General features: G+C 51.2%; 22 protein-coding genes. 4 read left to right on the top strand and 18 right to left on the bottom strand.

What is annotated here, in order from left to right; translation table 11 throughout:
• The first annotated feature begins 83 nt into the window (after window positions 1-83).
• Both BLO43_RS08590 and BLO43_RS08585 read left to right on the top strand, forming a co-directional pair.
• Window positions 84-713, top strand: coding sequence for a helix-turn-helix transcriptional regulator (locus BLO43_RS08590; RefSeq protein ID WP_090906695.1), 630 nt, complete (start codon window positions 84-86; stop codon window positions 711-713).
• A gap of 573 nt (window positions 714-1286) precedes the next feature.
• The gene (locus BLO43_RS08585; protein WP_090906694.1) at window positions 1287-2717 is read left to right on the top strand and encodes a porin; all 1431 of its coding nucleotides are present in this window, start codon (window positions 1287-1289) and stop codon (window positions 2715-2717) included.
• 97 nt (window positions 2718-2814) lie between these two features.
• On the opposite strand, the gene BLO43_RS08580 is transcribed toward BLO43_RS08585, so the two are convergent.
• From BLO43_RS08580 to BLO43_RS08535, 10 genes are all read right to left on the bottom strand, one after another.
• Entirely contained in the window at window positions 2815-3243 is a 429-nt protein-coding gene (locus BLO43_RS08580; protein WP_175443902.1) for a GNAT family N-acetyltransferase, read from the bottom strand.
• Window positions 3244-3453: 210 nt separating this feature from the next.
• Window positions 3454-4761 carry an adenylosuccinate synthase gene (locus tag BLO43_RS08575; protein ID WP_090906693.1) on the bottom strand — a complete coding sequence of 436 codons (1308 nt, stop codon included), beginning with the start codon at window positions 4759-4761 and terminating at the stop codon, window positions 3454-3456.
• A 99-nt stretch (window positions 4762-4860) separates the two neighbouring features.
• Window positions 4861-6030: an ATP phosphoribosyltransferase regulatory subunit gene (locus BLO43_RS08570; RefSeq protein WP_090906692.1), complete on the bottom strand. Its 1170-nt coding sequence runs from the start codon at window positions 6028-6030 to the stop codon at window positions 4861-4863.
• 149 nt (window positions 6031-6179) lie between these two features.
• Window positions 6180-6365 (bottom strand): DUF2065 domain-containing protein, encoded by a 186-nt coding sequence (locus BLO43_RS08565; protein ID WP_074631008.1) that lies wholly within the window; start codon window positions 6363-6365, stop codon window positions 6180-6182.
• 185 nt (window positions 6366-6550) lie between these two features.
• The gene (hflC, locus tag BLO43_RS08560; protein ID WP_175443901.1) at window positions 6551-7429 is read right to left on the bottom strand and encodes a protease modulator HflC; all 879 of its coding nucleotides are present in this window, start codon (window positions 7427-7429) and stop codon (window positions 6551-6553) included.
• A complete protein-coding gene (gene hflK / locus BLO43_RS08555) occupies window positions 7430-8623 on the bottom strand; it encodes an FtsH protease activity modulator HflK (protein ID WP_090906732.1) in 1194 nt (397 codons plus the stop codon).
• Window positions 8624-8725: 102 nt separating this feature from the next.
• Complete coding sequence (gene hflX, locus BLO43_RS08550; protein ID WP_090906691.1) at window positions 8726-9916, bottom strand: GTPase HflX; 1191 nt, start codon at window positions 9914-9916, stop codon at window positions 8726-8728.
• Window positions 9909-10154, bottom strand: coding sequence for an RNA chaperone Hfq (gene hfq / locus BLO43_RS08545; RefSeq protein ID WP_041512373.1), 246 nt, complete (start codon window positions 10152-10154; stop codon window positions 9909-9911). Before hfq ends, hflX begins: the two co-directional genes overlap by 8 nt.
• Before the next feature lie 368 nt (window positions 10155-10522).
• Window positions 10523-11521 carry a cytochrome-c peroxidase gene (locus tag BLO43_RS08540; RefSeq protein WP_074631010.1) on the bottom strand — a complete coding sequence of 333 codons (999 nt, stop codon included), beginning with the start codon at window positions 11519-11521 and terminating at the stop codon, window positions 10523-10525.
• Between the two features lie 357 nt (window positions 11522-11878).
• Window positions 11879-12439 carry an RNA pyrophosphohydrolase gene (locus BLO43_RS08535; RefSeq protein ID WP_074631011.1) on the bottom strand — a complete coding sequence of 187 codons (561 nt, stop codon included), beginning with the start codon at window positions 12437-12439 and terminating at the stop codon, window positions 11879-11881.
• A gap of 322 nt (window positions 12440-12761) precedes the next feature.
• Here BLO43_RS08535 and BLO43_RS08530 point away from each other — a divergent pair, with 322 nt between their 5' ends.
• Window positions 12762-14471, top strand: a complete 1710-nt coding sequence (locus BLO43_RS08530; protein ID WP_090906690.1) for a proline--tRNA ligase — start codon at window positions 12762-12764, stop codon at window positions 14469-14471.
• Between the two features lie 88 nt (window positions 14472-14559).
• On the opposite strand, the gene BLO43_RS08525 is transcribed toward BLO43_RS08530, so the two are convergent.
• The 3 genes from BLO43_RS08525 to BLO43_RS08515 all read right to left on the bottom strand — a co-directional run bounded on the left by BLO43_RS08525 (window position 14560) and on the right by BLO43_RS08515 (window position 17998).
• Window positions 14560-15069, bottom strand: coding sequence for a TlpA family protein disulfide reductase (locus BLO43_RS08525; protein ID WP_175443900.1), 510 nt, complete (start codon window positions 15067-15069; stop codon window positions 14560-14562).
• Between the two features lies 1 nt (window position 15070).
• On the bottom strand, window positions 15071-16351 hold the full coding sequence (locus BLO43_RS08520) for a YihY family inner membrane protein (RefSeq protein ID WP_090906689.1): 1281 nt from the start codon (window positions 16349-16351) through the stop codon (window positions 15071-15073).
• A 114-nt stretch (window positions 16352-16465) separates the two neighbouring features.
• Window positions 16466-17998, bottom strand: a complete 1533-nt coding sequence (locus BLO43_RS08515; RefSeq protein WP_074631015.1) for a 2-isopropylmalate synthase — start codon at window positions 17996-17998, stop codon at window positions 16466-16468.
• A 459-nt stretch (window positions 17999-18457) separates the two neighbouring features.
• Here BLO43_RS08515 and BLO43_RS08510 point away from each other — a divergent pair, with 459 nt between their 5' ends.
• On the top strand, window positions 18458-19099 hold the full coding sequence (locus BLO43_RS08510) for a transposase (protein WP_090906688.1): 642 nt from the start codon (window positions 18458-18460) through the stop codon (window positions 19097-19099).
• A 172-nt stretch (window positions 19100-19271) separates the two neighbouring features.
• Here the strand turns inward: BLO43_RS08510 and BLO43_RS08505 are convergent, their stop codons facing one another.
• The 5 genes from BLO43_RS08505 to BLO43_RS08485 form a co-directional block, all read right to left on the bottom strand.
• Window positions 19272-20870 (bottom strand): hypothetical protein, encoded by a 1599-nt coding sequence (locus BLO43_RS08505; protein WP_090906687.1) that lies wholly within the window; start codon window positions 20868-20870, stop codon window positions 19272-19274.
• Window positions 20871-21517: 647 nt separating this feature from the next.
• Window positions 21518-21907: a hypothetical protein gene (locus BLO43_RS08500; RefSeq protein ID WP_090906686.1), complete on the bottom strand. Its 390-nt coding sequence runs from the start codon at window positions 21905-21907 to the stop codon at window positions 21518-21520.
• A gap of 165 nt (window positions 21908-22072) precedes the next feature.
• Window positions 22073-22507 carry a hypothetical protein gene (locus BLO43_RS08495; protein WP_090906685.1) on the bottom strand — a complete coding sequence of 145 codons (435 nt, stop codon included), beginning with the start codon at window positions 22505-22507 and terminating at the stop codon, window positions 22073-22075.
• Between the two features lie 344 nt (window positions 22508-22851).
• The gene (locus BLO43_RS08490) at window positions 22852-24075 is read right to left on the bottom strand and encodes a tetratricopeptide repeat protein (RefSeq protein WP_090906684.1); all 1224 of its coding nucleotides are present in this window, start codon (window positions 24073-24075) and stop codon (window positions 22852-22854) included.
• Between the two features lie 204 nt (window positions 24076-24279).
• Window positions 24280-25152 (bottom strand): carbonic anhydrase family protein, encoded by an 873-nt coding sequence (locus tag BLO43_RS08485; protein WP_074631022.1) that lies wholly within the window; start codon window positions 25150-25152, stop codon window positions 24280-24282.
• Between the last annotated feature and the right edge of the window lie 106 nt (window positions 25153-25258).

The raw sequence follows: 25258 nt of genomic DNA, 5'->3' as shown, positions 1-25258 counted from the left end.
TCATTGAATCGTATTGTGTTGATACTTATGTTGTATTATGTTATCAATGAGCTTTAATTATTTAAAAGCGCAGGACGACTGATATGGGTGAACGACAGAAACAATTGCTTAAATTGCTGCGTGGCAGCAAGCCAGGTTTGAGTGTGGATGAGCTTTCAAAAGGGCTGGAGATTACGCGAAACGCGGTGCGGCAGCATCTTGCCTCCCTGGAAGCTGCGGGATTGGTGACGATCGGCACGACGCGCCCCTCCGGAGGAGGGCGACCGCAGCAGCTTTATATCCTGACCGAGCTTGGTAAGGAGATGTCTCCGCGTCAATATTCCTGGCTGGCACAGTTGGTGGTGGCGTCGGTTCGGCGCGAAGAAGGGATGGAAAACATGGGTAAGCGCATGAATGAAATTGGTGCGAATGTTGCGCAGCAGATACGCAGCCAGTATCCCCACTTGACCACGCACAAAGAGAAGGTTGAGAAGCTCACCGAAGTAATGGACCAGCTTGGGTATAATGCAAGGAATACGACAGTGTCTGGGGGTGAGGCGATAATCGAGGCTGATAACTGTGTATTTCACACCATGGCTAACAAGGATCTCGAGATTTGCCACCTGGATAGGGGGTTGATGGAACACTTTACCGACAGCAAGGTTGAGCACGATGAATGTATGGCGCGTGGCGGAAACGTGTGCCGGTTCAAGCTCACGTCCAACATGGGCTAATCCGTTCGAGTCAGTTTCCTTTCCCGAAAAATGTAAATTTTCATCATGCGGAATTTCACGCAGCCGCATCGGCCCACGCGGATCTGGAGTACCAATGGGCATTAATTATCGGCCTTCAAGAAATCCTCAAAATCTGCCCCTTGCCTGTCCATCTCTTTGCTCCAATCCTTTAATTCCGGCAGGTTGCCGAATTTGAATCGTTCACTTCACCTGTTGCTCGCGATATTGCGTACTGCGACGGGAGAATAATCACCCACCACAACATAAAAAAAGAAACAAGGTAATCGAATCGGGGGTCATCAGGAAAATTTCATGAAACATGTTCTACCATTTCGCTGAGGGATAATAAACAGTTAACGCCATACATGCATGTTGGTTCAGATAAACACGACGATAATCATGCGCTGGCCAGTAATTTGCCCATACGGTAGTTTCATTTTTACCTTAGGGATACTAAATCTCGTAATTTCACAATTTAATCACAATTTCTTCACAATAAATTAATATATATCATGTTACGTTTCGAAGACAATACCAATTCTAACTGTAGTGTTTCTTCCGGGGGGATCCAACATGACATGCCTGCCAGAACGCAGAGTCCAGATGCGGGTTGCCTTTATAGTAGGTAGCTTGTTTGCAACGGTCATGCATTTGACCGAAGCCCAGGCTAATCCCGCAGCTTATGCCGCCAATACCGCGGCCGATAACGCTGCAGCAGCCAATATCGCAGCCGGTCCCGCAGCCGATACCGGATCCAATTCTGTAGTGGATTTCTTTAAAAAAAGCGGCATAAGGGTAGGCGGATGGATCAATGGCGGAGCGACTTTCAATCCAAGCCATATTGACGGGTTCAATGGTCCGGTTACTTTTGGTGATCAAGCCAATCGATTTCAGTTGAATCAGTTTAATATATTCTTAGAGCGCGCGGTGGTAGCGCAAGGCAGTAAGTGGGATTTCGGCGGACGTTTCGATGTCTTGTTTGGTACGGATGCCATTTTTACGCAGGCGTATGGCGTTCCCGCATTTGATGTGAATTCCGGACAACCCCTGGCCAGAAGCAATTGGGATCTTGATTTGTGCTGTGCCTCGACGCGTTACTATGGGATCGCGATTCCGCAGGCCTATGCGGAAGTTTATGTGCCAGTCGGTAATGGGCTGAACGTCAAGGTCGGCCATTTCTATACGCCAATCGGTTATGAGTCGGTTCCGGCCCCCAACAATTTCTTCTATTCCCATGCCTACACCATGCAGTATGGTGAACCCTTTACCCATACCGGGGCATTGGGTAACTATTATATCAACAAGAACTGGATGCTTATGGGAGGCACGACCACCGGTAGCGCTACCGGTGGGTGGGATGGCGGTTTTGATAAACAACTGGGTAATTGGGGGGGGCTGGCTGGTATCACCTGGACCAGCGATGACCTGGGGAGTTCAGCCAATATCAGCGGGACTTACGCCCAGACTTCCACACGAAGCAACGAGCCGTGGGGGATGTACAGCATCGTGCTGAAACACCGGATCACGCCCAATACAAATTTCGTCTTGCAACACGACCATGGTTATGCCGGAGGGGTTTTGGTGAACGGGGTGGTCCAGAATGCCGAGTGGTATGGCATCAACACGCACACGTACTATGACATCACGCCTGATCTATCGATAGGCGTCCGTGCCGAGTGGTTTCGCGATAGAGACGGTTTCCGTGTTTTTTCTCCCGGTCGCGTAAGTGCTGCCACCAACAATCAAGGACTGAGCTATGCGCTGGGATCGGGCCGGTTCGGCAACGCCACCAGTGCTCCCGCCGATTATTACGCGGTTACCCTGGGCATGAACTGGAAGGCAGCAAGAACGCTGAAGATGGACTGGAAGGCGATGAAACAATTTAACGTTCGCCCGAACGTCCGGTATGATGCGGCAGATGGCTTACATGGTGTAGACTACCGGCCTTTTGGCGGACATAAGGATCAGGTCGTCTTATCGCTCGATTTCATGTTGCCGTTCTGATGCCGATTTAGTTGCGTATCAATCTGGCAACTTTGGGCAAAAGCAGTAAAATGTTACTTCCAAAGAAGATACTTCGGTTCTATCCAATCAACCAGACCTAGGATAACCATAAGCTCATTCTTATGTGGGGGATTCCCGCATCCATGAACTTCTTTCCGGCCATCTGGAAGCCGAATTTGGCATAAAATCCGGAGGCGTATTGCTGCGCATTCAAGGTTACCTGCTGAATTTCCCTTTTCCTCGCTTCTTCCAATAGCCGCAGCAATAGGGCGCCGCCTACGCCCCTACCGCGCCACTCCCTAAGCACCGCCATGCGTCCAATAACGCCGTCTGGCAACAGGCGAGCCGTGGCGATAGCATTTTTCGCCGAATCCACCGCAAGCAAATGCAGGCAATTCATGTCGAGCCCATCCCATTCCAATTCCACAGGGATATGCTGTTCGTGAACAAACACCGTTTCGCGCACCCCACGCAGTGCCAAGCCATCATCTTGCCAATTTGCTATGCGTATGGTGTAGGCGTTCATCCAAATCGTATCGTAGGGTGATGCAAGATCGGCTTCGCCACAAAACGGATCTAAAAAGGTAGTTACCGGCGGCGGGGCACCAACACGCCACGATTAATAGAATAGATGCACATTCAGCATAGCACGCTGGTCTGGCATACAAATATCCGTTATAGAATAGCGTTTGATCCGCGGTGAAGGACCGGATTACGATACCGGCTATAACAGTTATTATTCAAATGGATGCCGCAGCACAATCGTCTCTTCCCGGTCCGGCCCGGTTGATATCATGTCTATCGGAACCTCACATACCTCTTCCATGCGCTTGAGGTAATTTCGCGCCGCTTTGGGCAGTCGTTCCAAGTTTTTAATTCCCACGGTACAGTCGCTCCATCCTGGCATCTCCTCGTAGACCGGTTCGCAATAGGCCAGTTCATCCGCGCCTACCGGCAGGATACTGCTGAATCTTTCGCCTTCGCCATTGCCAATCACCTTATAACCCACACCGAGCCGCAGCGTCTCCACGCCATCCAGTACGTCCAGTTTGGTAACACATAACCCCGATACCCCATTAATTTGAATGGAGCGCTTTAACGCGGCGGCATCGAACCAGCCGCAACGGCGAGGGCGTCCCGTGGTTGCGCCAAACTCCTTGCCACGCTTAGCCAGATACTTGCCCACATCGTCGTCCAATTCCGTAGGAAAGGGTCCGGCACCCACCCGTGTCGTGTACGCCTTGGTGATGCCCAATACGTAATGCAGCATTTGCGGGCCAATTCCGCTCCCGGTCGTTGCCGCACCGGCAATGCAATTACTCGATGTAACAAAAGGGTAAGTACCGTGATCCACATCAAGCAATGTTCCCTGTGCACCTTCAAACAGCAGGCTATTACCGGCCTTGTTGGCTTCGAACAGAAGTCGCGGCACATCCGCCATCATTGGTTTGATGCGTTCCGCCAACATTAGCGTGTCATCCACGGTTTGCTGAAAATCCACTATCGGCGCGTGAAAATAATTCTTCAGCACGAAGTTATGATAATCCAGCATCTCCCCCAGTTTGGCCGCGAAGCGGTCGCGGTGAAACAAGTCCTGCAAGCGCACTGCGCGCCGCGCCACCTTGTCCTCATAAGCGGGCCCGATACCGCGGCCGGTGGTACCAATTTTACCCGTTCCCCTGGCGGCCTCACGGGCGCTGTCAAGCGCAACGTGACACGGAAGAATAAGCGGACATGCTTCACTTATGCGGAGCCTCCCCTGTACGTCGATCCCTGCCTGCTCAAGCATACTAACTTCATCCAGCAACGCCTGTGGAGACACTACTACCCCATTTCCGATATAGCAGGCAACATCACCGCGTAATATTCCGGAAGGGATCAGATGCAGAACCGTTTGTTTACCGGCAATGACCAGTGTATGTCCGGCATTATGCCCTCCCTGGAAACGAACCACGCCTTGGGCGTGATCGGTAAGCCAGTCCACCACCTTGCCTTTGCCCTCATCACCCCACTGAGTACCAATGACGACCACATTTTTTGTCATGTTGTAAAATTTTAAATTAGCTTACAATTAAGTCGGGATGACATGAAAACCACGGCTCTCCGAGCAGGCATTCTCAAATCAACATGCTCGGAATTCAAATCAGATGCCGATTACGGTCCAGCCCTGATCTTGCAGCACCAATTTCCTGTCACAGTTAAATGCACCCTGTCCGTTTTCATGCCCGGGCAACTCGACCACGACTATCTGTCCTTCACTGCGGAGCTGCGCGATTCTCTCTTCCAGTGCTTTGTTACCCTGGGCATAAGGTGCCAGGACTCCCTTGGGATAGAGATCAGATCTTACCAACCCAGCCAATTCCCGCAAGTCCATACTAAAGCCCGTGGCTGGGCGCGCTCTTCCAAATGCCTTGCCGATCTCGTCATAACGTCCACCCAGGGCGATCGCATTGGGGCAATTGGCGGTATAAGCGGCAAATACCATGCCGCTATGATAGTGATAGCCACGCAAGTCCGCCAGATCAAATGCCAGCGTATCCACCATGGGCTTCAATTGCAACGCCACTGTTTCCAACCCATCCAGCGCACATAGGATCTCGGGGTATTCCGGCAGCGATTTACGCGCAAGTGCCAGTATCTTGTCGTCGCCATATAATTCCGGCAACAGCAACAACGCCTGCCGCGCATGTGCGTCCACATTCTTACCCAACCCGGAGCAGAGCTCCTTCAATCCACAGATATCCTTTGCTTGCAGTACACCAAATAACTCTGTCTCCAGTTCGGCAGGAATTCCCGCGCCCCTGACCAGGCCACGAAATACGGCGACATGGCCAAGATCGAGATGAATACCGCCTATACCGGCAATTGCCAATGTCTGCAGCATGAGCCGCTGCACTTCCAGATCGCTTTCCAGTCCGGTATGGCCATAAAGCTCCGCACCAATCTGGAGCGGCTCGCGGGTCCGCGTCAACCCCGACGGCAGGGCATGCAGCACACTTCCCGCGTAACATAGGCGGGTAATCCCCTTGCGGTTCAGTAAATGGGCATCAATACGCGCAGTCTGGGGTGTCATGTCCGCGCGCAGCCCCATCATGCGCCCACTTAATTGATCCACAACTTTGAACATACGTAGATCGGTGTCGCCACCACTGCCCGAGAGCAAGGATTCCACATATTCTAATAGGGGCGGACCTACCAATTCATAGCCGTGCACCAAGAGCCAGTCGATAATGCGACGGCGCATCATCTCGATGCGCAGCGCTTCGGCTGGCAGGATATCCTCGACGTATTCGGGAAGAATCCACTCACGCATGTTAATGATTCAATTAGGTTTTAACAGAAGTGTGATGGTGCAGGAGACTTAGCAGGCTGTCTGACTCAGTGGAAGTCTGCTGGAATGATCGTTAAAACTTATCTTCATCCAGCCATTCTGTCTTGGATATTTCAAACCCGGTAGATTTCCTAGTTCACGAAATAAAGCAGCAGTAGTCCCGCCAGCATGGAAGTTAGACCAATGAAGCGTATCTGGCCGTCGCCAGCCTCGATCAGCTTCCTGAATGTCTCGCGCCAGACACCCGGCATCAGGAAAGGAAGAACCCCTTCTATCACCAGCATCAGCGCGAATGCAAGCAACAAAGTGTCCCACATGTCGCCACAACCTCAGTAGACACCTCGATAAATTCACAACGCTATATGAGCTTTTTTGCCACCCGAAAACAAGAATGCGACAATAAGGCGATAGCATGTGGCAATTTGTTGTTCAATAGATCTGTCACGAACATCAGAGTACAACGGCAAGCTGTCCAGGAACCGGAATTGGAATCACCCATATGCTATCTAGGGTTGCGGCCCGAATTTTTCAAATACTTGAAAAACTCTGAATTGGGCTCCAGAACCATCATATCCCCTTTGTTCTTGAAACTCTGCTTGTACGCTTCCAGGCTACGGTAAAAAGCATAGAATTCCGGATTCGGCTGGAATGCCTCAGCGTAAATTGCAGAAGCTTTGGCGTCACCCGCGCCCTTTACTTCCTGGGCTTGCCGATAAGCTTCCGCAAGGATAACTTCGCGTTGACGGTCGGCGTCGGCACGAATCTTCTCGGACTCCGCCGCACCAGTCGAACGCAACTCATTCGCCACACGTTTCCGTTCCGCTTCCATGCGGCGATAGACCGATTCGCTTACTTCCTGCGGCAGGTCTACTCGCTTCAGTCGCACGTCCACGACTTCCACTCCAATCTTACGGGCATCGGCATCCGCTTTCTGGCGCATGATTTCCATAATCTTGTCGCGTTCTCCGGAAACGACATCGTGCACCGTGCGATTACCGAATTCGTCACGCAAGCTGGAATTCACCGTTTGTGACAGCCGGGTCTGCGCCAGTATTTCGTCTCCGCGAACACTAACATAATACTGCTTGACATCGACAATACGCCACTTTACGAACAAATCTACCAGTACATTCTTTTTTTCCGACGTGATGAAACGTTCCGGCTCGGCTGTATCCATGGTCAGGATACGAGAATCAAAATAGCGTACGTTCTGCGCCAGAGGAATCTTGAAATAAAGACCCGGCGAAGTCTTGACGTCGACCACTTCACCCAGCTGAAACAGGATCGCCTGCTGACGTTGATCTACGATATACAGTGATGAGCTGGCAAGAAGAAACAGGGCAACAATGGCGCCCAATATCATCGAGGTATAGTTTTTCACTTATCTTGTCTCCCGTTCACGGCCGCGAAATGCCTCACGCGTACGAGCGGCGTCAGGGGCTGCCTCCGGCGCCGCCGCGGGCATCGCATCGGGCGCTAAAGTAGTGGGTGATGAAGGTCCGCTCATCTGGATCAGCTTATCCAGCGGCAGATAAAGTAAATTATTGCCATTTTTCTGATCAACAAGAATTTTGCTCGTACTGGAAAGTACCTGCTGCATCATATCCAGATAAAGGCGATCCCGGGTTACACCAGGCGCCTTGTTATATTCGACGAGAACCTGTTTAAAACGGCTGGCATCACCCTCGGAACTGACAATCACCCGTTGCTTGTATCCTTCGGACTCTTCCAGCAGACGGGCAGCGTTACCCTTGGCTTTCGGAATAACGTCATTCGCATAGGCCTGGCCTTCATTTTTCTGCCGCTCTCTATCCTGGCCCGCCTTGACGGCGTCGTCGAATGCCGCCTGCACCTGCTCAGGTGGCTGCGCATTCTGCATGGTGACTTTGCTGATGGCAATCCCTATTTTGTAACGATCGAGAATCCCCTGCATCAGCTGGGTCGCCTTTGCCGCTACCTGCTCGCGGCCTTCGTACAGCACGAAGTCCATCTTGCTTTTGCCGATAATTTCACGAATGGCGGTTTCAGCCGCCTGCAGCACCGCGTTTTCCGGCTCCCGGTTGTTAAACAGGAATTCCTCGGGATTCTTGAGGATATATTGCACGGCAAACTGAATATCAATGATGTTTTCATCGTCAGTCAACATCAGCGATTCCTTCAACACTTTGCTTCTCACATTGTTGCGATAGCCGATCTCCACCGTGCGAACCTGGCTCACATTAACGGTTTCCACTATTTCTACCGGATATGGCATATGCCAGCGCAAGCCCGCCTGGGTAGTTTCAACATACTTGCCGAAACGCAGAACAAGACCGCGCTGGCCTTCGTTGATAATGTAAAATCCGCTGGCTATCCACATCAGCAAGAGCATTCCGATCAGCATTCCGATGCTACCGCCATACCGCCTCGGCGTGCCGCCACCAGATCCTTCGCCACCGCCTGACCCGTTACCGGCACCACCCTTACGTTTAAAAAGATTATTGAGTTTTTTATTAAAATTGCGCCACAATTGATCCAGATCAGGTGGACCGGAATTACCTTTTTTTCTCCCCCACTGAGGATCGTTCAATCCCATGATGATTCCTATATTCTGTTTAATAGATACAACCATCAAACCCGCATCGGTACAAAAACTGAATTCCATCTATCGTGGAACTACAGACCGGATTGCCTGCGTCTACTCAATAGAGTAGTTCAGCGCGGCGTATCCGCCAATTAAGCTTCCGGTTTCTGATGAACCTTCACACCGCTGCGAAATGCGCCGTTGCATTGCTTCCGATAGCGCCAGCTTAATGAATTCCACTCCCTCGCCGGTTTTCGCGCTCAATCGAACTTGCATGATTCTACCACACTCGTCGCGCCCATACCCCGTCGCGCCCGCTGATAAACTCATCAAATCTATCTTGTTTAGTACCAATATTTGCGGAATCGAATCGGCGCCGATTTCCTTCAGTACTTTATTCACCTCGGCAATCTGTTCATCCCGATTGGAACTGCCCGCATCCACGATGTGAAGTAATATATCGGCCTGCACCGTTTCCTCCAGCGTCGCACGGAATGCGGCAACGAGCGTATGTGGCAAGTCGCGAATGAAGCCTACTGTGTCCGAAATCACGAGTGAGTCGTGATCCGGAATAAATAGTTTGCGAGTGGTGGCATCCAGGGTGGCGAATAATTGATCGGCGACGTAGGTATGCGCACGGGTTAGCCGATTGAACAAGGTGGATTTTCCGGCGTTGGTATAGCCGACAATGGAAACCGACATCATCTGGGCGCGTTGCCTGGAACGGCGCTGCAACTCGCGCTGGTGCTGCAATTTTGCGAGCTTCTCCTTAAGCAGTTTGACCCGTTTGCCGAGTAAACGCCGATCGGTTTCCAATTGGGTTTCGCCGGGACCGCGCAAACCGATACCACCCTTTTGCCGCTCAAGGTGCGTCCACCCGCGTACGAGGCGAGTGGAGAGATGTTCAAGTTGCGCCAGCTCCACCTGCAATTTGCCCTCATGGCTTTTGGCGCGCTGGGCAAATATATCTAAAATCAGACTGGTGCGGTCAATCACACGGCATCCAAGGTGCCGCTCCAGATTACGTTGCTGGGCGGGAGATAGATCGTGATTGAAAATCACCAGTGATGCGCCGGTTTGTTCCAATGCCACCGTAATCTCGCCAACCTTGCCGCTGCCCGCGAATGTAGCGGGATCAGGCCGGGAGCGTCCTCCCTTGATTACTGCGCGGATTGCGAGTGCATCACTCGCGGCTAATTGCCGTAGTTCCTCCAGATTCTCGGCGTAATCGCCATCGTTAAAATCGAGGCTAACCAGTACAGCGGCGTTAGCTTCGGATGTGTTACCCGCAGGGCGATCAAGCATCAGGTATAGCGGGCGCCTCAAATGGAATGGTAACCGCCCTGGCGGGGACAACGGTAGAGATTGCGTGCTTGTACACCATCTGCGTGACGGTATTCTTCAGCAACACCACATACTGGTCAAACGAGTCAATATGACCTTGCAGCTTGATACCGTTTACCAGATAAATCGACACTGGAATATGTTCCTTTCGCAATGTATTCAGAAATGGGTCTTGTAACAATTGCCCTTTTGCGCTCATGGGGGACTCCATATTTTAATTATTCAAAAAGTAACTCTACTTGATTTTCAGGAGTAAATCCATATTCCTGTTCGAAAGGTAAAATAAAGAACATTCAATAAATTGAATCAGCCCGACGGACAATAATTTGCTTAACGTTAATTCGTAAAAATTGAATTAATGGAGGCTAAAAACAATACAGGAAAAATGACTGTTACTTTTACAAGCAGTCACGGCAATAATTGCCTGTTAGCGTGTAACTCGAAATCGAAGGTATTGAATTATCTGTTGCTTGAGCTTGCCCAGGCCGCACTTCTCGGCCTGGACAAGTTTTAGAAATTATACCCGCAAAGCAGGAAACGCTACGACGAGTATCACCCCTGTGCTAATTACCCAAAGGGCTTGGGCCTTGGTGTTTCATTGGTGGAAGGTGGAAGGATGGGTAGTTTGAACTCGGGCTGCTTTCCGGTCAGTGTCTTCAAGAACGCCACGATTTTGGCATTTTCTTCCTTGCTGAAAGTGCGGCCCAGCTGTAGCCGGCCCATGGTGTCTACCGCTTCTTCCAGGGTCGCGGCGGCACCGTCATGAAAATAAGGGTAAGTTAATTCCACGTTTCGCAGGGTCGGAACTTTGAACATGAAGCGGTCGGCGTCCTTGCCGGTCACTGCAAACCTGCCTTCGGCCTTGCTCGTCGTTTTGTAGGGTTCATGAACGCCAAATTTCTGGAATGAGCCGCCACCCACCGCAGCGCCATTATGGCAACCCGTGCATCCACTCTCCTTAAATAGCTTGTAACCCTCCAACTCCGCTTGATTCAGGGCTTTTTTGTCACCTTTGAGCCATTTATCGAAACGAGAGTCAGGTGTCACCAGAGTCTCTTCGAATGCCGCAATCGCATCGGTTACCATGCCGATATCGATCTTATCGGAGCGAAACAATTGCTTGAAACGGGTCCGGTACTCTGGAATTGAGCGTAATACATCCACTGCCAGTTCATGGGTGAATCCCATCTCACCAGGGTTTGCGATGGGCCCGCCTGCCTGTTCTTTCAGGTCCTTGGCGCGGCCGTCCCAGAATTGCGCCAGATTCATGCTGGAGTTCAATACCGTGGGCGCGCTGATCGGCCCCTCGTGCCACTTGTGGCCGATGGAGGTTGGCAGATTATCTGTACCACCCATGCTCAGGTTGTGACAAGAGTTACAGGAAATGAACCCAGATTTCGATAGGCGCGGATCGAAAAAGAGCATCTTGCCCAGCTCCACCATATCTGCATTCTTTGGTTTCGCGGCTTCGATTGGCTGGATGGGTTCATTGGCAGCCAGCGCGGTGGCTGGGGCGGCAATGGCTCCAATGGATAGCAGCGATATGATTAATGTCCGCATTATCATCGGTAATCTCCTAAAAACGCGGCTGTAGTGGCGCAGCCGATTACGCCTACAAACTATCCGTCAGGGCACCTCTTGGCGATAATGGGTGCCTCTAAAAATTCAACGCTACAGGCAAGCTCGTTTTTTCATATTGAGATGAGAGCAAAAAAATCTAACCCGGTGTCCATATCGATATATGAGAAAAATATTTCTCATTCGGCAATTGAGGAGCGGTGAGAGAGGCGGCAGACGGGATGAGCAAGCAATCCATGAAATGGATGCTCACAAAATTCAGAATTCTGAAGGAGCCCATAAGTGCCTTAACAGGCTGGAGATAACGTCGCACAATGTGCTTTTACTAAATTTTGTCATTTTTATCTACTCGCTCCGCTTAGCGGGAGCGATCGCCGCCTGTTCCCTGCCGCCAGGATGAATGGATCCATCGTAACCGCTGCCATCAAACGGAGTGCGATTGAGCAGGCGAGCCAACTCGGTCAGTGCCTGCCGATAGACCTGGCGTTTGAACTCAACCACAGATTCCAATTCCACCCAATATTGATTCCAGCGCCAGGCGTCGAATTCCGGGCGAACGCTTGTACGCAGCGACACGTCACAATCACGTCCGACCAGGCGCAAAAGATACCAGATTTGCTTCTGCCCTTTGTAATTCCCTCGCCAGTCGCGCCTTATCCATTGATCCGGTACTTCATAGCGCAGCCAGTCGCGTGTGCGGCCAATGATCTCGACATGCCGGGGGTGCAAGCCTACTTCTTCCGTCAGTTCCCGATACATCGCCTGTTCCGGACTTTCACCCGGCTTGATACCCCCCTGGGGAAACTGCCAGGAGTCCTGCCTGATGCGCTTGCCCCAAAAGACCTCATTCTTCGAGTTCAGTAGAATAATACCGACATTGGAGCGATATCCGTTGCGGTCGATCATGCAATCACCCGTTTGATCCGTCACAAGAGGACAAATTTTTTCATATTTTATCCTAGATTGAAAGCTGTCACGAGATTAATAAACTCCATATTTGGCTAGCGCTTGCTTTTTGAGTTTATTGCGCTCCCTTGCCAGCCCAGTACCCATTCAACCACGATAGGTTTAACGCAGTTTGGGGTTGAACAAGCAGTCCTCTCCAGCGCGGCTTCAGGTTGCTTGTCCCTCTTTGGAATCTGTGCCGAAAAACAATAGGCTTCACTAACCGGGATTGCGGTTTTTCAGAGTAGAATTATTGTAATTCAATTGTTATAACGGAACGCACATGCGGGTATCAGGTTTTTTTATTTCCACCCTTAAGGAGGCGCCCGCCGAAGCGGAATTGGTGAGCCACAAGCTGATGTTGCGTGCGGGGCTCATAAAGCGTCTGGGAAGCGGCCTTTATACATGGATGCCGCTGGGGTTGAGAGTCCTGCGCAAGGTTGAAAATATCGTGCGGGAGGAAATGGACAAGAGCGGGGCGGTAGAGCTTCTGATGCCCGCGGTGCAGCCTGCCGAACTATGGCAGGAAACCGGGCGCTGGGACGTATTCGGCCCACAGATGTTGAAAATCAAGGACAGGCATCAGCGCGATTTCTGCTTTGGTCCTACGCATGAAGAAGTTATCACCGACATTGCGCGGCGAGAGATCAAAAGCTATCGCCAATTGCCGTTTACTTTTTATCAGATTCAAACCAAGTTCCGCGATGAGATCCGGCCTCGATTCGGTGTGATGAGGGCACGTGAATTTATCATGAAAGATGCCTATTCATTCCATGCCGGGATTGACAGCCTGGAGAAGACTTACAGAATAATGCACGATGCCTACCAGCGGATATTCACCCGCATGGGATTGAGATTTCGTGCAGTCACTGCGGATACCGGAGCGATAGGCGGAAGCGGTTCGCACGAATTTCATGTTCTGGCGGATTCGGGCGAGGATGCCATCGTTTTCTGCCCGGATTCCGACTATGCCGCCAATATCGAAATGGCCGAGTCGCTGCGGCCGGCGCAGTCACGCGAAGCGGCGGATGGCATCATGCGGAAAGTCGAAACGACCGGCATAAAAACCTGTCAGGAGGTTGCGGCGTTTCTCAACCTCCCTGTCGAATGCACGGTAAAAACCCTGGCGGTGATTGCGAATGACAGGATGTATTTATTGCTGCTGCGCGGCGATCATCATCTTAACGAGACGAAGGTCCGCAAAATTCCTTTCCTGGCCGATTTCCGATTGGCGACCGAGGCGGAGATTCTTGCGGGAACCGGTTCTCTCCCCGGATACATAGGACCGGTCGGCCTAAAGCTTCCGGTTATCGCGGACTATTCCGTGAGGGTAATGAGCAATTTTGTTTGTGGTGCAAACGAAGAGAACTATCATCTTACTCACGTTAATTTCGACCGTGATGCGAAAGAGCCTGAGTATACGCTGGACATCCGCAACGTGGTATCCGGAGATTTGTCTCCGGATGGCGGAGGGCGGCTGGAGATCTGCCGCGGCATAGAAGTGGGGCATATTTTCCAGTTACGCACCAAATATTCGGAAGCGATGAAAGCCGGCTATCTCGATGAATCCGGTCAATCAAAGCCAATGGAGATGGGATGCTACGGTATCGGTGTCTCGCGTATTGTGGCCGCGGCCATCGAGCAAAGCCATGACGAACGCGGCATTGTTTTTTCGGACGCAATAGCGCCGTTTCAAGTCGCTATTGTTCCCATCGGACTGAAGAAGAATACGCAGGTGAGAGTTGAGACGGAGAAGCTATACACGGAAATCGTTAATGCCGGCATTGATGTTCTGTTTGATGATCGTGACGAACGTCCTGGCGTAATGTTTGCCGATATGGAATTGATCGGCATCCCTCATCGCATTGTGATCGGTGAGCGGGGCTTGAAGGAGGGAAATGTCGAGTATCAGGGACGGCAGGATGAGAGGTCTCAGGCTGTCCCTTTGCAGGATATTATTGATTTCCTAAAAAAAGAGATAGGTAAAGCCTGACGTATATATTCCACTTTTTTCCCATTTTGTTCAATTCTCTCTTCAGATTGGCGACCCTTAAACTGGAGCATGCTTAATTCCCATGAATTTATTTGCGCTTTCGTTGACTGGTTTCACCGGGACGATGACTCTGAGAATTTGGGGAATTTTCCCGCATGAATTCCTCAATGCTTTCTCGCGAAATTAGCCCCACCTTATAGGCCGCCGGCTGACCGGCGGGATCGAATAAATAGGTGGTTGGCAGCATCGACACGGGACCGATTTGAGCGGCAATTTTTCTGTCACCCAGCACGATGGGGTAAGAAATCGAGAGTGAGTCAACGAATTTCAGGACTGTCTTTGGATTTTGGTAGTCCATCGCGATGCCGATGACCATTACATCCTTGCGGCTCTCATAGAGCGACACGAGATCAGGAATTTCCTTGAGGCAAGGCGGGCACCAGGTGGCCCAGAAATTTATCAGGACCCACTTGCCTTTATAGTCGGCGAGAGTGAGCTTCTTGCCTGTGGAATCCGTGAACACGAAACCCTTCGCCTGGGCGCCGGGCGACAGGGAAAGCAGCACACAGAACAAGATGGCGAGTGTGCGTTGCATCATTTTACTGGGTGATTCCAGGTGGGGCGACGTTTTGGGCGAGGATGCTGTCCGGCTGTGGTGTCGAATTTCCGGACGCTTCTTCCGCAAAAAGTAGCGACAGCGGCACATTCATTTTCTCATTCATGCCGGTTGAGATGCCATCGAGCAACCGCTCCAGCTTTGCATCACCTGCCGCGGCGGGACGCACTGCCTCGGGACGAAATGTAAACAGCCGATAAATATCTGCAACCATAATTTTATCGGGATCAATTATCTGAACCCATCCTCCCGTTTTTACCTGCCGAACCAGATCGGCACGGTTCATCAGGTCAAGTATCTGTTCCATTTCTTCAAAACTTAACATGAGTTGCTTATGAAGGCTAGCGTACGTTTCAACCTTTCCGCTCCTGAGAGCCTCTCCGAGCGCTCGCAATAAACGCAGTGCGTCGAGGAATCGCCTACCATGCGCCGCCGGACCATGTCGCCATTCGGAAAAATGCCAACTCGAGAGCGAAGCGGCAATCACCGCACCCAGCAACACCATCAGCCAGGAGAGATATACCCACAACAGAAAAATCGGGACGGTGGCGAACGCGCCATAGACCGCCTGGTATGTGGGAAAGTGAGTAATGTAAAATGCAAACCCTTGTTTCATTATCTCGAATCCCACCGCCGCGGCTACGCCGCCGGCAATCGCATGACGCCATGCGACCTGGCGGTTGGGCACAATGAGATAGGGAATTGAAAAGGCGATACTTGTCAGTAGCAGTGGAGCCAGTTGCAAAAGCGCGACTTTGATGCCGGGAATATCCTCGGTTAGCCCCATGGATATTCTTATTAGCCAGGAAGTCAGCGACAGGCTCGCGCCGATTAATAGCGGTCCGATGGTCAGCGTGGCCCAGTAAATAAGCAGGCGATGGAGGAACGGACGCAATCGGGTTACACGCCAAATGGCATTCAGCGCTTTATCGATAGTCAGCATCAGAGCAAGCGCCGTCGCACCCAGAAAAGCCGTGCCGATGGCAGTAAGTTGTACCGCATTATCGGCAAACTGCTGCATGTATACTGCGATGACCCGGTTCGCCGCCTCCGGCACCATGGTGGTGAGAATGAATATTTTTATTTGGGTAGAATATTCCGCAAACGCCGGGAATGCGGCCACCACGGATAATCCGATAGCGATCAATGGCACCAGCGAAAGCAGCGTAGTGAAGGTAAGACTGGCCGCGACTTGGGTGCAGTTATGCTGGAAGAAGCGGACAAGGACATAATGTGCGAAATCCGGAAATTGGGAGGATTTCATGAGCGGAAATGCCAGCTGACAGGATTGAGGGAAAAGCCCAATGCGCACTGAAGCAAAGTAGTTGATCTCTCCATCTGTTTTACGATGAGCTATTCTGCTCCGCCAGTTCTGCCGCTAAACCTGTGGGTGAGCCCGTTCCAGCTTGCTATGCAGCTTGTTGAGCGCACTGAGGTAAGCCTTGGCGGAAGCCACCACGATGTCGGTGTCCGCACCGTTTCCGTTGACGATGCGCCCCGATTTTTGCAACCGCACCGTCACTTCACCTTGTGAATCGGTGCCGCTGGTGATGGCGTTAACCGAAAACAGCTGCAAGTCGGCGCCACTGGCCAGAATTTTCTCGATTGCGCGGAAAGTGGCATCTACCGGCCCGCTGCCATCCGACTCAGCGCGCGACTCCTTGCCATCTTCGGCAATCACTATGCTGGCATACGGTGTTTCGCCTGTTTCGCTATGCGCAATCAGCGACAAAAGCTTGTAGTGTTCATGTAAGGTGATGGCATCTTCCGAAACCAGGGCGTGCAGGTCTTCATCGAAGATATCATGCTTCTTGTCGGCCAGTTCCTTGAAGCGCATGAATGTGGCATTAAGCACTTCTTCCGATTCCAGTTCGATACCGAGTTCCGCTAAACGGCTGCGAAAGGCATTGCGCCCCGAATGTTTGCCCAGCAGTAACTTATTCGCACCCCAGCCGACATCCTCGGCGCGCATGATTTCGTATGTTTCACGATGCTTTAGCACGCCATCCTGATGTATGCCGGATTCATGGGCGAACGCATTTGCGCCGACTATAGCCTTGTTCGGCTGTACCGGAAAGCCAGTAATGCCTGATACCAGCTTGCTTGCTGGTACGATATGAGTGGCGTCTATGCGCGTCTCGCAGGGAAAGAAATCCTGACGCGTGCGTACCGCCATCACGATTTCCTCCAATGAGGCATTGCCTGCCCGCTCGCCCAGCCCGTTTATAGTGCACTCCACTTGCCGAGCGCCATTCATTACCGCCGACAATGAGTTAGCCACTGCCAGTCCAAGATCATTGTGGCAATGCACAGAGAACACCACCTTATCGGAATTGGGGATGCGCTCGCGCAGCGTATGGATGAGTCCGCCAAATTGTTCCGGCATGGTGTAGCCAACGGTATCGGGAATATTCAGGGTTTTTGCACCCGCATTAATGACGGCTTCCAGAATACGGCAGAGGAATGTAATGTCCGAGCGGCCCGCGTCCTCAGGGGAGAACTCCACATCGTCCGTGTATTGGCGCGCCCATTTCACGGCTTTCACCGCCTGTTCTATCACCTGGTCTGGAGACATGCGAAGTTTCTTTTCCATGTGAATCGGGGAGGTCGCAATAAAAGTATGGATACGCGCTGAATTAGCTCCTTGCAAGGCTTCGCCGGCGCGTTTGATATCGGCTTCGGTTGCCCGTGCCAGGCCACACACGGTGCTGTCCTTAATCGCGTCAGCCACCGCCTTTACCGCATCGAAATCACCGTTGGATGCGGCAGGAAAACCGGCTTCGATTATGTCCACCCGCATGCGCTCCAATTGTCGCGCGATACGCACCTTTTCCTCCCTGGTCATGGATGCACCGGGACTCTGCTCACCATCGCGCAGCGTGGTGTCAAAAATAATCAAATGATCTTTCACTGGTTTCTCCGTTTCAGAAAGAATAATTACGTTGTGATACAGAATCCGGGAACAGATTCCACAGGGGGTAAAAACTTGGAGGAGGGGGGTTTAGTAGTTAGCGCGCAAAGCGCAGCAGTGATCTCGCCACAAGCGGCGGATGGCATAAAAAACGGAGCGGGAGAGTGGAGTAAGTCTGTTTCATGTGAGAAATATAAAGGGTTTCCCGAATTCGTGCAATAGTTTCCAGGAGTAAGGTGGGTGCTGGCCATTGTTATGAACCCTCACCTATCAAGCCGTTGCAATCTCGATGGGTTTCACAAATTCTTGAGATCATTGCGACGCTTTTTTCACATGACTTGTGCTAGCTTGCCTTGGATGCCTTATCTCTAGCGGATTCGTTTTTTAAGACTCTGCACAATCGAATTGATTACGTTTGAATGAATTTGAGGTGAGGGATAACGAAGGGAGCGCAAACCGATGCAAACGAGTTTTGGATCGATGAAAATGGAAGCGTGCGCGGGGGCTGATAGCGTGTTGATGAAAGCACACGCGCTGATTGACTGGGAGGGGCTTCGTGACCGGTTTGCGGGACTCAACAAATGTGATGCCAGCCGGATGGGAGGGCAAGAGGTCATAGATCCATTAGTCATGTTCAAAGCAGTATTGCTGGGGCAGTGGCACAACTTATCGGATTCGGAACTGGGAGAAGCGTTGCGCGTGCGTATTGATTTCATGCATTTCTGCGGCATGGATTTCTCTGACAATGCGCCGGATGAAACCACGCTGCGCCGTTTTCGCAATCATTTGATCGAATCGGGCAGGCTCGCTGGATTACTCGCTGGCGTGAATTCAGCGTTGCAGACCCATGGCTTCTCGGTCGAGTGTGCCCAAGGTGCAATTATTGATGTCACGCTGGTATGGACTGCCGCTCGTCCAAGGCGTGACGAGACCATTGAGCTGGATGCCACAGGCGCGCCCAAATTTCATGAAGACGGCACGCCGTGCAGCACGGCAATGACATCGCCCAAACAGGCCAATTATACTGGAACCCGGAGTGCTGACCCGGACGCGACCTGGGTCAGGAAAGGCAAAAAGAATCCCTTTGGCTATAGCCTATAACCGTTGCGTAAACGTGGCAGGCCCCCATCTTAATCTTGCCGACTCATCACTCAGTACGCGGAAGACACTATATCGCGAAGGCATCCGCGGGAGGAAAAATGAGCGGATGTAATGACCCGGGCCAGCTTCGCCGGCCCGGGGGATCAAATGAATAGAGAGAGAGAAATACCTGTTAGAAAGCAATCTGATATTGCAAGACGAATTGATTTCTATTGGCAATCGTATTTCCGGCGGTATTGAATATCGGCCTATTTTGCCAATCGAAAGTAACCTTGCTGTTGTGGCCTTTTATCAGCCAGTTAAGTCCTAAGTTAAATACATTCATTTGATCACGCAAAGCCTCCCAATTCGCACTTGTTATCGAAGCGTAGGGTTGAAGCTGGCCATTCTTTCCCCCCAGCCAATCTATGGGTAGCAAATACCCTATCTGCGCATACCAGAGATCACCTGTACCAAACATCGGGAAGGTGTTGCCTGCTCCATTCAAGCTGCCGCCCGGACCGACCCCGTTAGCCGAGTTCTGGCCATTGCCGTTCATGCGAAGATAATTTGGCCCATAATTCAGACTGGTGTATCCAATATAAGCGGAGATGGCTGTTTCCCTCACCTTATCCACCGGCGCATCCAGATAGCCCGCGACTGACCAGTGTGTCATATCATGAAATCGAGCGTCCGCAGCAGAAGTGCCCGTCCACATGGCGTCTTTCTGTGTGGCAAAGCCGGCTTCAAGATTCAGTATGCTTTTCTTGCCCAGATAGGTTCCCTGCATATAAGGGTTGGTATTCGGTTCCGTCTCCCAGAAATTCCAGTAGAACATTCCCGTAAAATTCTTTTTATGGCCAACTTGGGCAAAATTGGAAACTGTGGGGGAAATAGCGCCGTCATTCGTTATTCCGTCGGTTGTTATCGGAAACGAATCATTAGCTGCTACGATATAGCGAAACTTGCTGATCTGGCCGCGAAGATAGACGCCCAGCTGCCTATTAAACAAGGACGTCCGTTCCGTGGTGTACTGAAGACCAACCGGGACATCCATTGTCATAATGGTACTGACGCTAGGGGCACTGAAGCGGGTGAGGCCATTAAACATGCCGAGCCCCCCCCCAAAAACCATTTGATGCCCCTCAGTCAACCGCAATTCACCGAAGGCATCATGAAAATAGGCTTCAATATGTCGATTCCCGTTCATTTGAGACAGGAAGTTGAAATTATTCATCCCGTATTGGGTGTAGAAGTATACCCGATCAGTGATTTGTCCTTGCAGGACGAGACGAGTCCGGCGCAGTCCGATGTCGGTCGAATCATCCACGGGCTGGCCTTGTATCAATGATCCCGGATTATTTTGCTCATACCGTAACTGGACCTGGTTAAGAAAGCCAAATTTAAGATACTGGCTACCGTCTCCATTCAGATTCCACTTGAATGGGTCTTTCTCTTTCCAATCTGCGAAGCCAAACCCTCCTTTCGCCGTCTCTGCGACCACGCCTTTTGATTTATCCGCAGGAGTTGCGCTTACCGGCGCACCTTGAGGAGCTTGGGCCACTCCGGCGTCTTTGCCAGTGGCCGGTGCTTGACCCGAATCCGCGCTGGCGGGTGGTTTCGCGGGTGTGTCGGGCACTTTTTCGAAAGAACCCATGCGTACACGCCCAGCCCCGGGCTCGGAATAGATCTGTTTGGTTTTGGTATCCACATACAAATCGATAGCCTGAGCATATAGCGAGGTCGAAAATACACAACAGGACAGAAAGGTTAATGTAAGACTAGATTTCATCACATGCTCCGGATTTCAGAATTAAATATGGCTAGGTTTTTAAGATTGCGAGCCTTGTAATTATGTCGTTGCAATAATTTTTATCGATGAGTTTCGATATTTGAAAGAAACTCATGTTCGTAGGAAAAATAGCATGGCGCGTGTCAAAGAAATGTCACGCAGATGTGAAAAATGCTGGAACATTCGTTAAAAGAATGTCAAATGGAAGTGAAGAACCTGTCAAGAAATGCTGGTGTAATCAGACCATCCCTGTTTTTGCCAGAATTCAGCGATGGATGGATGTGATTGCAAGACCATACCGGCAAAAGGGTTGCCGATAATTGAATGTAGCGTTTTATGGAAGAGGTAAGCCGGTCACAGTTATGGTAGCCGTTGCAGCTAAGGCAGGTGTATGGCTGGATTGAGTATTTATCCTGGAGGTCAGTGCTTTCAATTGCGGGCCTGCCGGGATCTCGCAGTAAATATTCCTACGTCATTAAGTTTCTTCTGGGGGTTGATCTAAATGGTTTTTCGGATGGACTTGACCGGTATGGATATATCCGATCAGCATTATGACATCAGTGTTATCCAATAAAGTTTGGAGAATGGGCCGCAATGGAAACATTCGCCTGATTCTTTGCCGCGTGCTTTGTTTTGCCAAGCGTGCGTTATCCTCCCCCTGCCCCCCCTGCGGAGATATTGGTGTCCACATCCCGGTTCGGTCCGGGGGGCGAGTCTCGTCCGAAGAATATCGTGATAATCTTTTGGAAAAGACTCTTCGGTTTAGGGGGAGGGTGCTCGTCCAAGCCGGCTTCCTGATCTGAAGGTAACGAGACGGATGGAGAGCCGGACTGATCGGGCGTGCCCTGCCCGGGTGTGGTGCTATCTTTTTTTAGCAGCGAACCTTCCTGACCTGACGCGGCGTCTTCCTGTCCGGATGGCGGCTGTCCCGCTGCCCCGCCGCCCTGGGCATAGATAGTCGTCATGGCGAAAATCGTGAGACCAGCAAGTACCACAAACTGAATCGCAGCGTTTCTCAAAATGGAATAACGTACCATGACAATTCCTCTTTCTATTTTTCCGCTAATCCAGCGAAATAGCGAAACGAATGCTGCACAGATCTACGAACTTATCTGAATGCCCGCATCTGGTTCAATGCGGAGATGATTGTTTCATCTGATCAATGCGACGCTGTCGACACTCCACAAACTGGAATATGGATCCTAGCCTCCCGCGCCTCCCGCCGAGATATTACTATCCATATCCTGGTTCGGTCCCCAGGAGTCGCGGCCATAGAAGATTCTTCTCATCTTGCAAAAAAAACTTTCTTGTTCCGGTGTGGCGTACCTGCACGAGCCAGACCCAGGCGCTTGTTCCACGGATGACCAGCTTGATGAAGAGTTTGCCTGATTGGGTGTGCCGGGTGTGGAGGCAGCGCTTGCGCTTTCGGGCGGCAAATCTTTTTGACCCGTCGCGGCGTCTCCCCATCTTTGTGAGAGCTGCGCTACGATCAAGGTACCCTGTACAGACATAGGACCAGACGGTGCCGCCGCCTTGTCAGTCTGTGCATGAGATACGCTCATCAAGCCGAAAATCATGATGCCGGCAAGCGCCGCGAACCTAACTATGGCGTTATCCAGAGTGAACCTGTGTTTCATGGTACTCCTCCTTATCCGGCTCAGAAAGATAGACAAATGAAATGTCTTGCCAAATCTTAGCAGTCTGTCGGGCTTAAAGGAAATCGGCTGCAAAAGCCTTGTAAACACATTGGGGCCGATCCCTATTTCGCCGCTTTTCTGGCTAATAGAACACCTATTGGCCTTAAAAATCGTCAAAATCCGTCCTGGCCCAGTAACTTCTTTGCTTCGATTCTTTGAGTCCGGCAAGCTCCCAGAGTTTCTGCCACGAGGTTAAAATAGTAAAATCAAGCGTTTACAGCGTTACACTTTCAGGCACCGTCGACCGGACCATAATCACCGCTACTATTGTAGTGAATCTGTGATCACCTGATTTCGCCAGAAACTCGCTCCATAGCGCTTCCTCCATTGGCGGCTAATATTCGTCTTTCCACCGCCGCTGCCTCTATTTCTCTGCCGGACTTTCTGTAGAATTCGGCGACATTATTTAAACTTACGATCACATTGGGATGCGTCCGGCCAAGAGCTCTCTCCAGGATGGACAGGGAACGGATAAAGAGCGGCTCAGCCCTCGCGTATTGTCCCTGGGCCTCATAAAGTTTCGCAAGATTATTCAGGCTCAAGGCCACATGCGGATGATCAGGCCCAAGTGCTTTCTCCCAGATCGCCAGCGAGCGTTCAAAGAGCGGTATAGCCGCCTCGTATTTGCCCTCCCCATAATAAAGTTTCGCCAGGTTATTCAGAGTTGTTGCCACATTTGGGTGGTCGGATCCCAGTGCTTCCTCGCTGATCGCCAGCGAACGCTTTAAAAGTGGCTCGGCCAGGGTGAAGTCGCCGTCAGCGATATATAGCTCCGCAAGATTGTTCAGACCTTGGGCGACACTAGGATGATCGAGCCCGAGCGCCCGCTCCCAGATCGCCAGCGAACGCTTGTAAAGCGGCTCGGCCCTGACGTAGCTACCCTGTGCGCGATAGAGTCCCGCAAGGTTATTCAGGCTAATGGCCACATCAGGATGATCGGGTCCGGCGGATTGCTCCCAGATTGCGAGGGAGCGTTGATATAACGGTTCGGCTTCCGCATAATGCCCCTGAATCTTGTAGAGTAGCGCAAGATTATTGAGACTCGTGGCCACATCCGTATGGCCGGGCCCAAGTGTTTTTTCCCAGATTGCCAGCGAACGTTTGTAGAGCGACTCGGCCTGCGCATATCGTCCTTCGACGCGATAAAGCTCCGCCAGATTGTTCATCCCTTTAGCCACTGTGGGGCTATCGGGCCCAAGCGCTTTTTCCCAGATTGCCAGCGAACGCGTATAGAGCGGCTCCGCTTGCGCGTACTCGCCCTGACCATGAAAGATTAAGCCGAGATTGTTCAATGTCTGGGCCACATTGGGATGATCGGGGCCCCATTCCCTTTGAGCGATATCAAGCGCTCTTTTAACCAGCACTACCGCCTGGTCGTATTGACCATTCTGATAGAGTGACCTCGCTTCGGCGTTGAGACTTGCCCATTCCCCATTCTGGGCATGGATAAGAGATGAGAAAGCTAATAGAAAAGAAATAATGACGAACGGAATGACACGCGCTTTCATTTCACCGGACTACCAGGCTGTGGCAGAGACCAGCGGCGTACTTAATCTCCGCAAAGATCTCCGGTAAAGAATAATCGAGTACGAGAGAATCATTAATTCGAGGGAATCTAGAGGGATCAGCAGATTCGTGTTTTAATCTTCCACCATCCTTCCGGGATGGTGGAAGTAAAAAAAACGTGCTGACTATTTCTTGCTTACGGAAATTTATGCGACAGAACCCATAAAGCCCCCGTTAACAAGACGCCGTCTTGCCATAAAGCCTATCAGGCCCAGTCCCGCCAGCAGCATGGTATAGGTTTCCGGTTCAGGAACCACCGCGACAGTAGCAAATCCCGGTACATCGGTGAGTATCGTTCGCCCATTGAGTGCCTGAATCTCACGTGCATCACCATTGGGAAAAAGCGAACTGAAAGCATTAATTTGAGCCGCGGACATATCTAGCGGTTGCGCCAGGTCAACCCATTTTACGCCCTCCGAGAATGGAGGCGTTGTGAGTGATCCATCGTAGCGAAAGGAGTTCAGATTATCCGGAATCAGTGCATTCAAATTGAAGTGATCGACTGTGAGCGTATCCGTTACGGTCTGCGGCAAGTTAGAGAAAATCGGGTCAAGCGCCTGATTGAATGCCCCCTCCTCAACCCATCTGCCTACGACAAGCAAGTTATTTTTGGAATCGGCAAATACCATATGCATCTCCATGGGAAATTTATAGCCGTTCTCCAAATGCTCCGCAGGTGCATGAAAGTGGAACTGGGACAACCTGTACGTATCACCGCCAACCGTTACCGATCCGGCACCTGGATCAACAAGATTAGCTCTGGCGGCGGTTTTGTCCACGCCAGGCGAGCCATTATTGATTACCTTCAGCTGAGTATCGGAATTCAACGTAAATAAAAGAGGAGATAAGTTTTTGACAAAAGTTGTGTTATTCGTGGTGATGTTAATGGGGCTTTGCGCCTCCATCGCAGCCAGATTATCCGCCAGCGTATCTGCCTGCGCGGCGGGTAATGTACAGAAAAAAACAGCGGAAACCAGTGCAGCCGATTGTGTCAATTTAAAATAAAATGATTTATTCATAAGAAAGTCCTCGTAAGATTATGACATTCGATATGGAAGGACAGAAATGACGTTATGCAATCCAAAAATAACATGCGAACTGTGAAAAAAGCGTCGTCTTAATGTA

Origin of the sequence: Nitrosospira sp. Nsp13, from assembly GCF_900101945.1 — a bacterium.
Classification (GTDB): Bacteria; Pseudomonadota; Gammaproteobacteria; order Burkholderiales; family Nitrosomonadaceae; genus Nitrosospira; species Nitrosospira multiformis_D.
The sequence above is the reverse complement of the archived record's forward strand: the minus strand, read 5'-3'. Positions and strand labels throughout refer to the sequence as shown.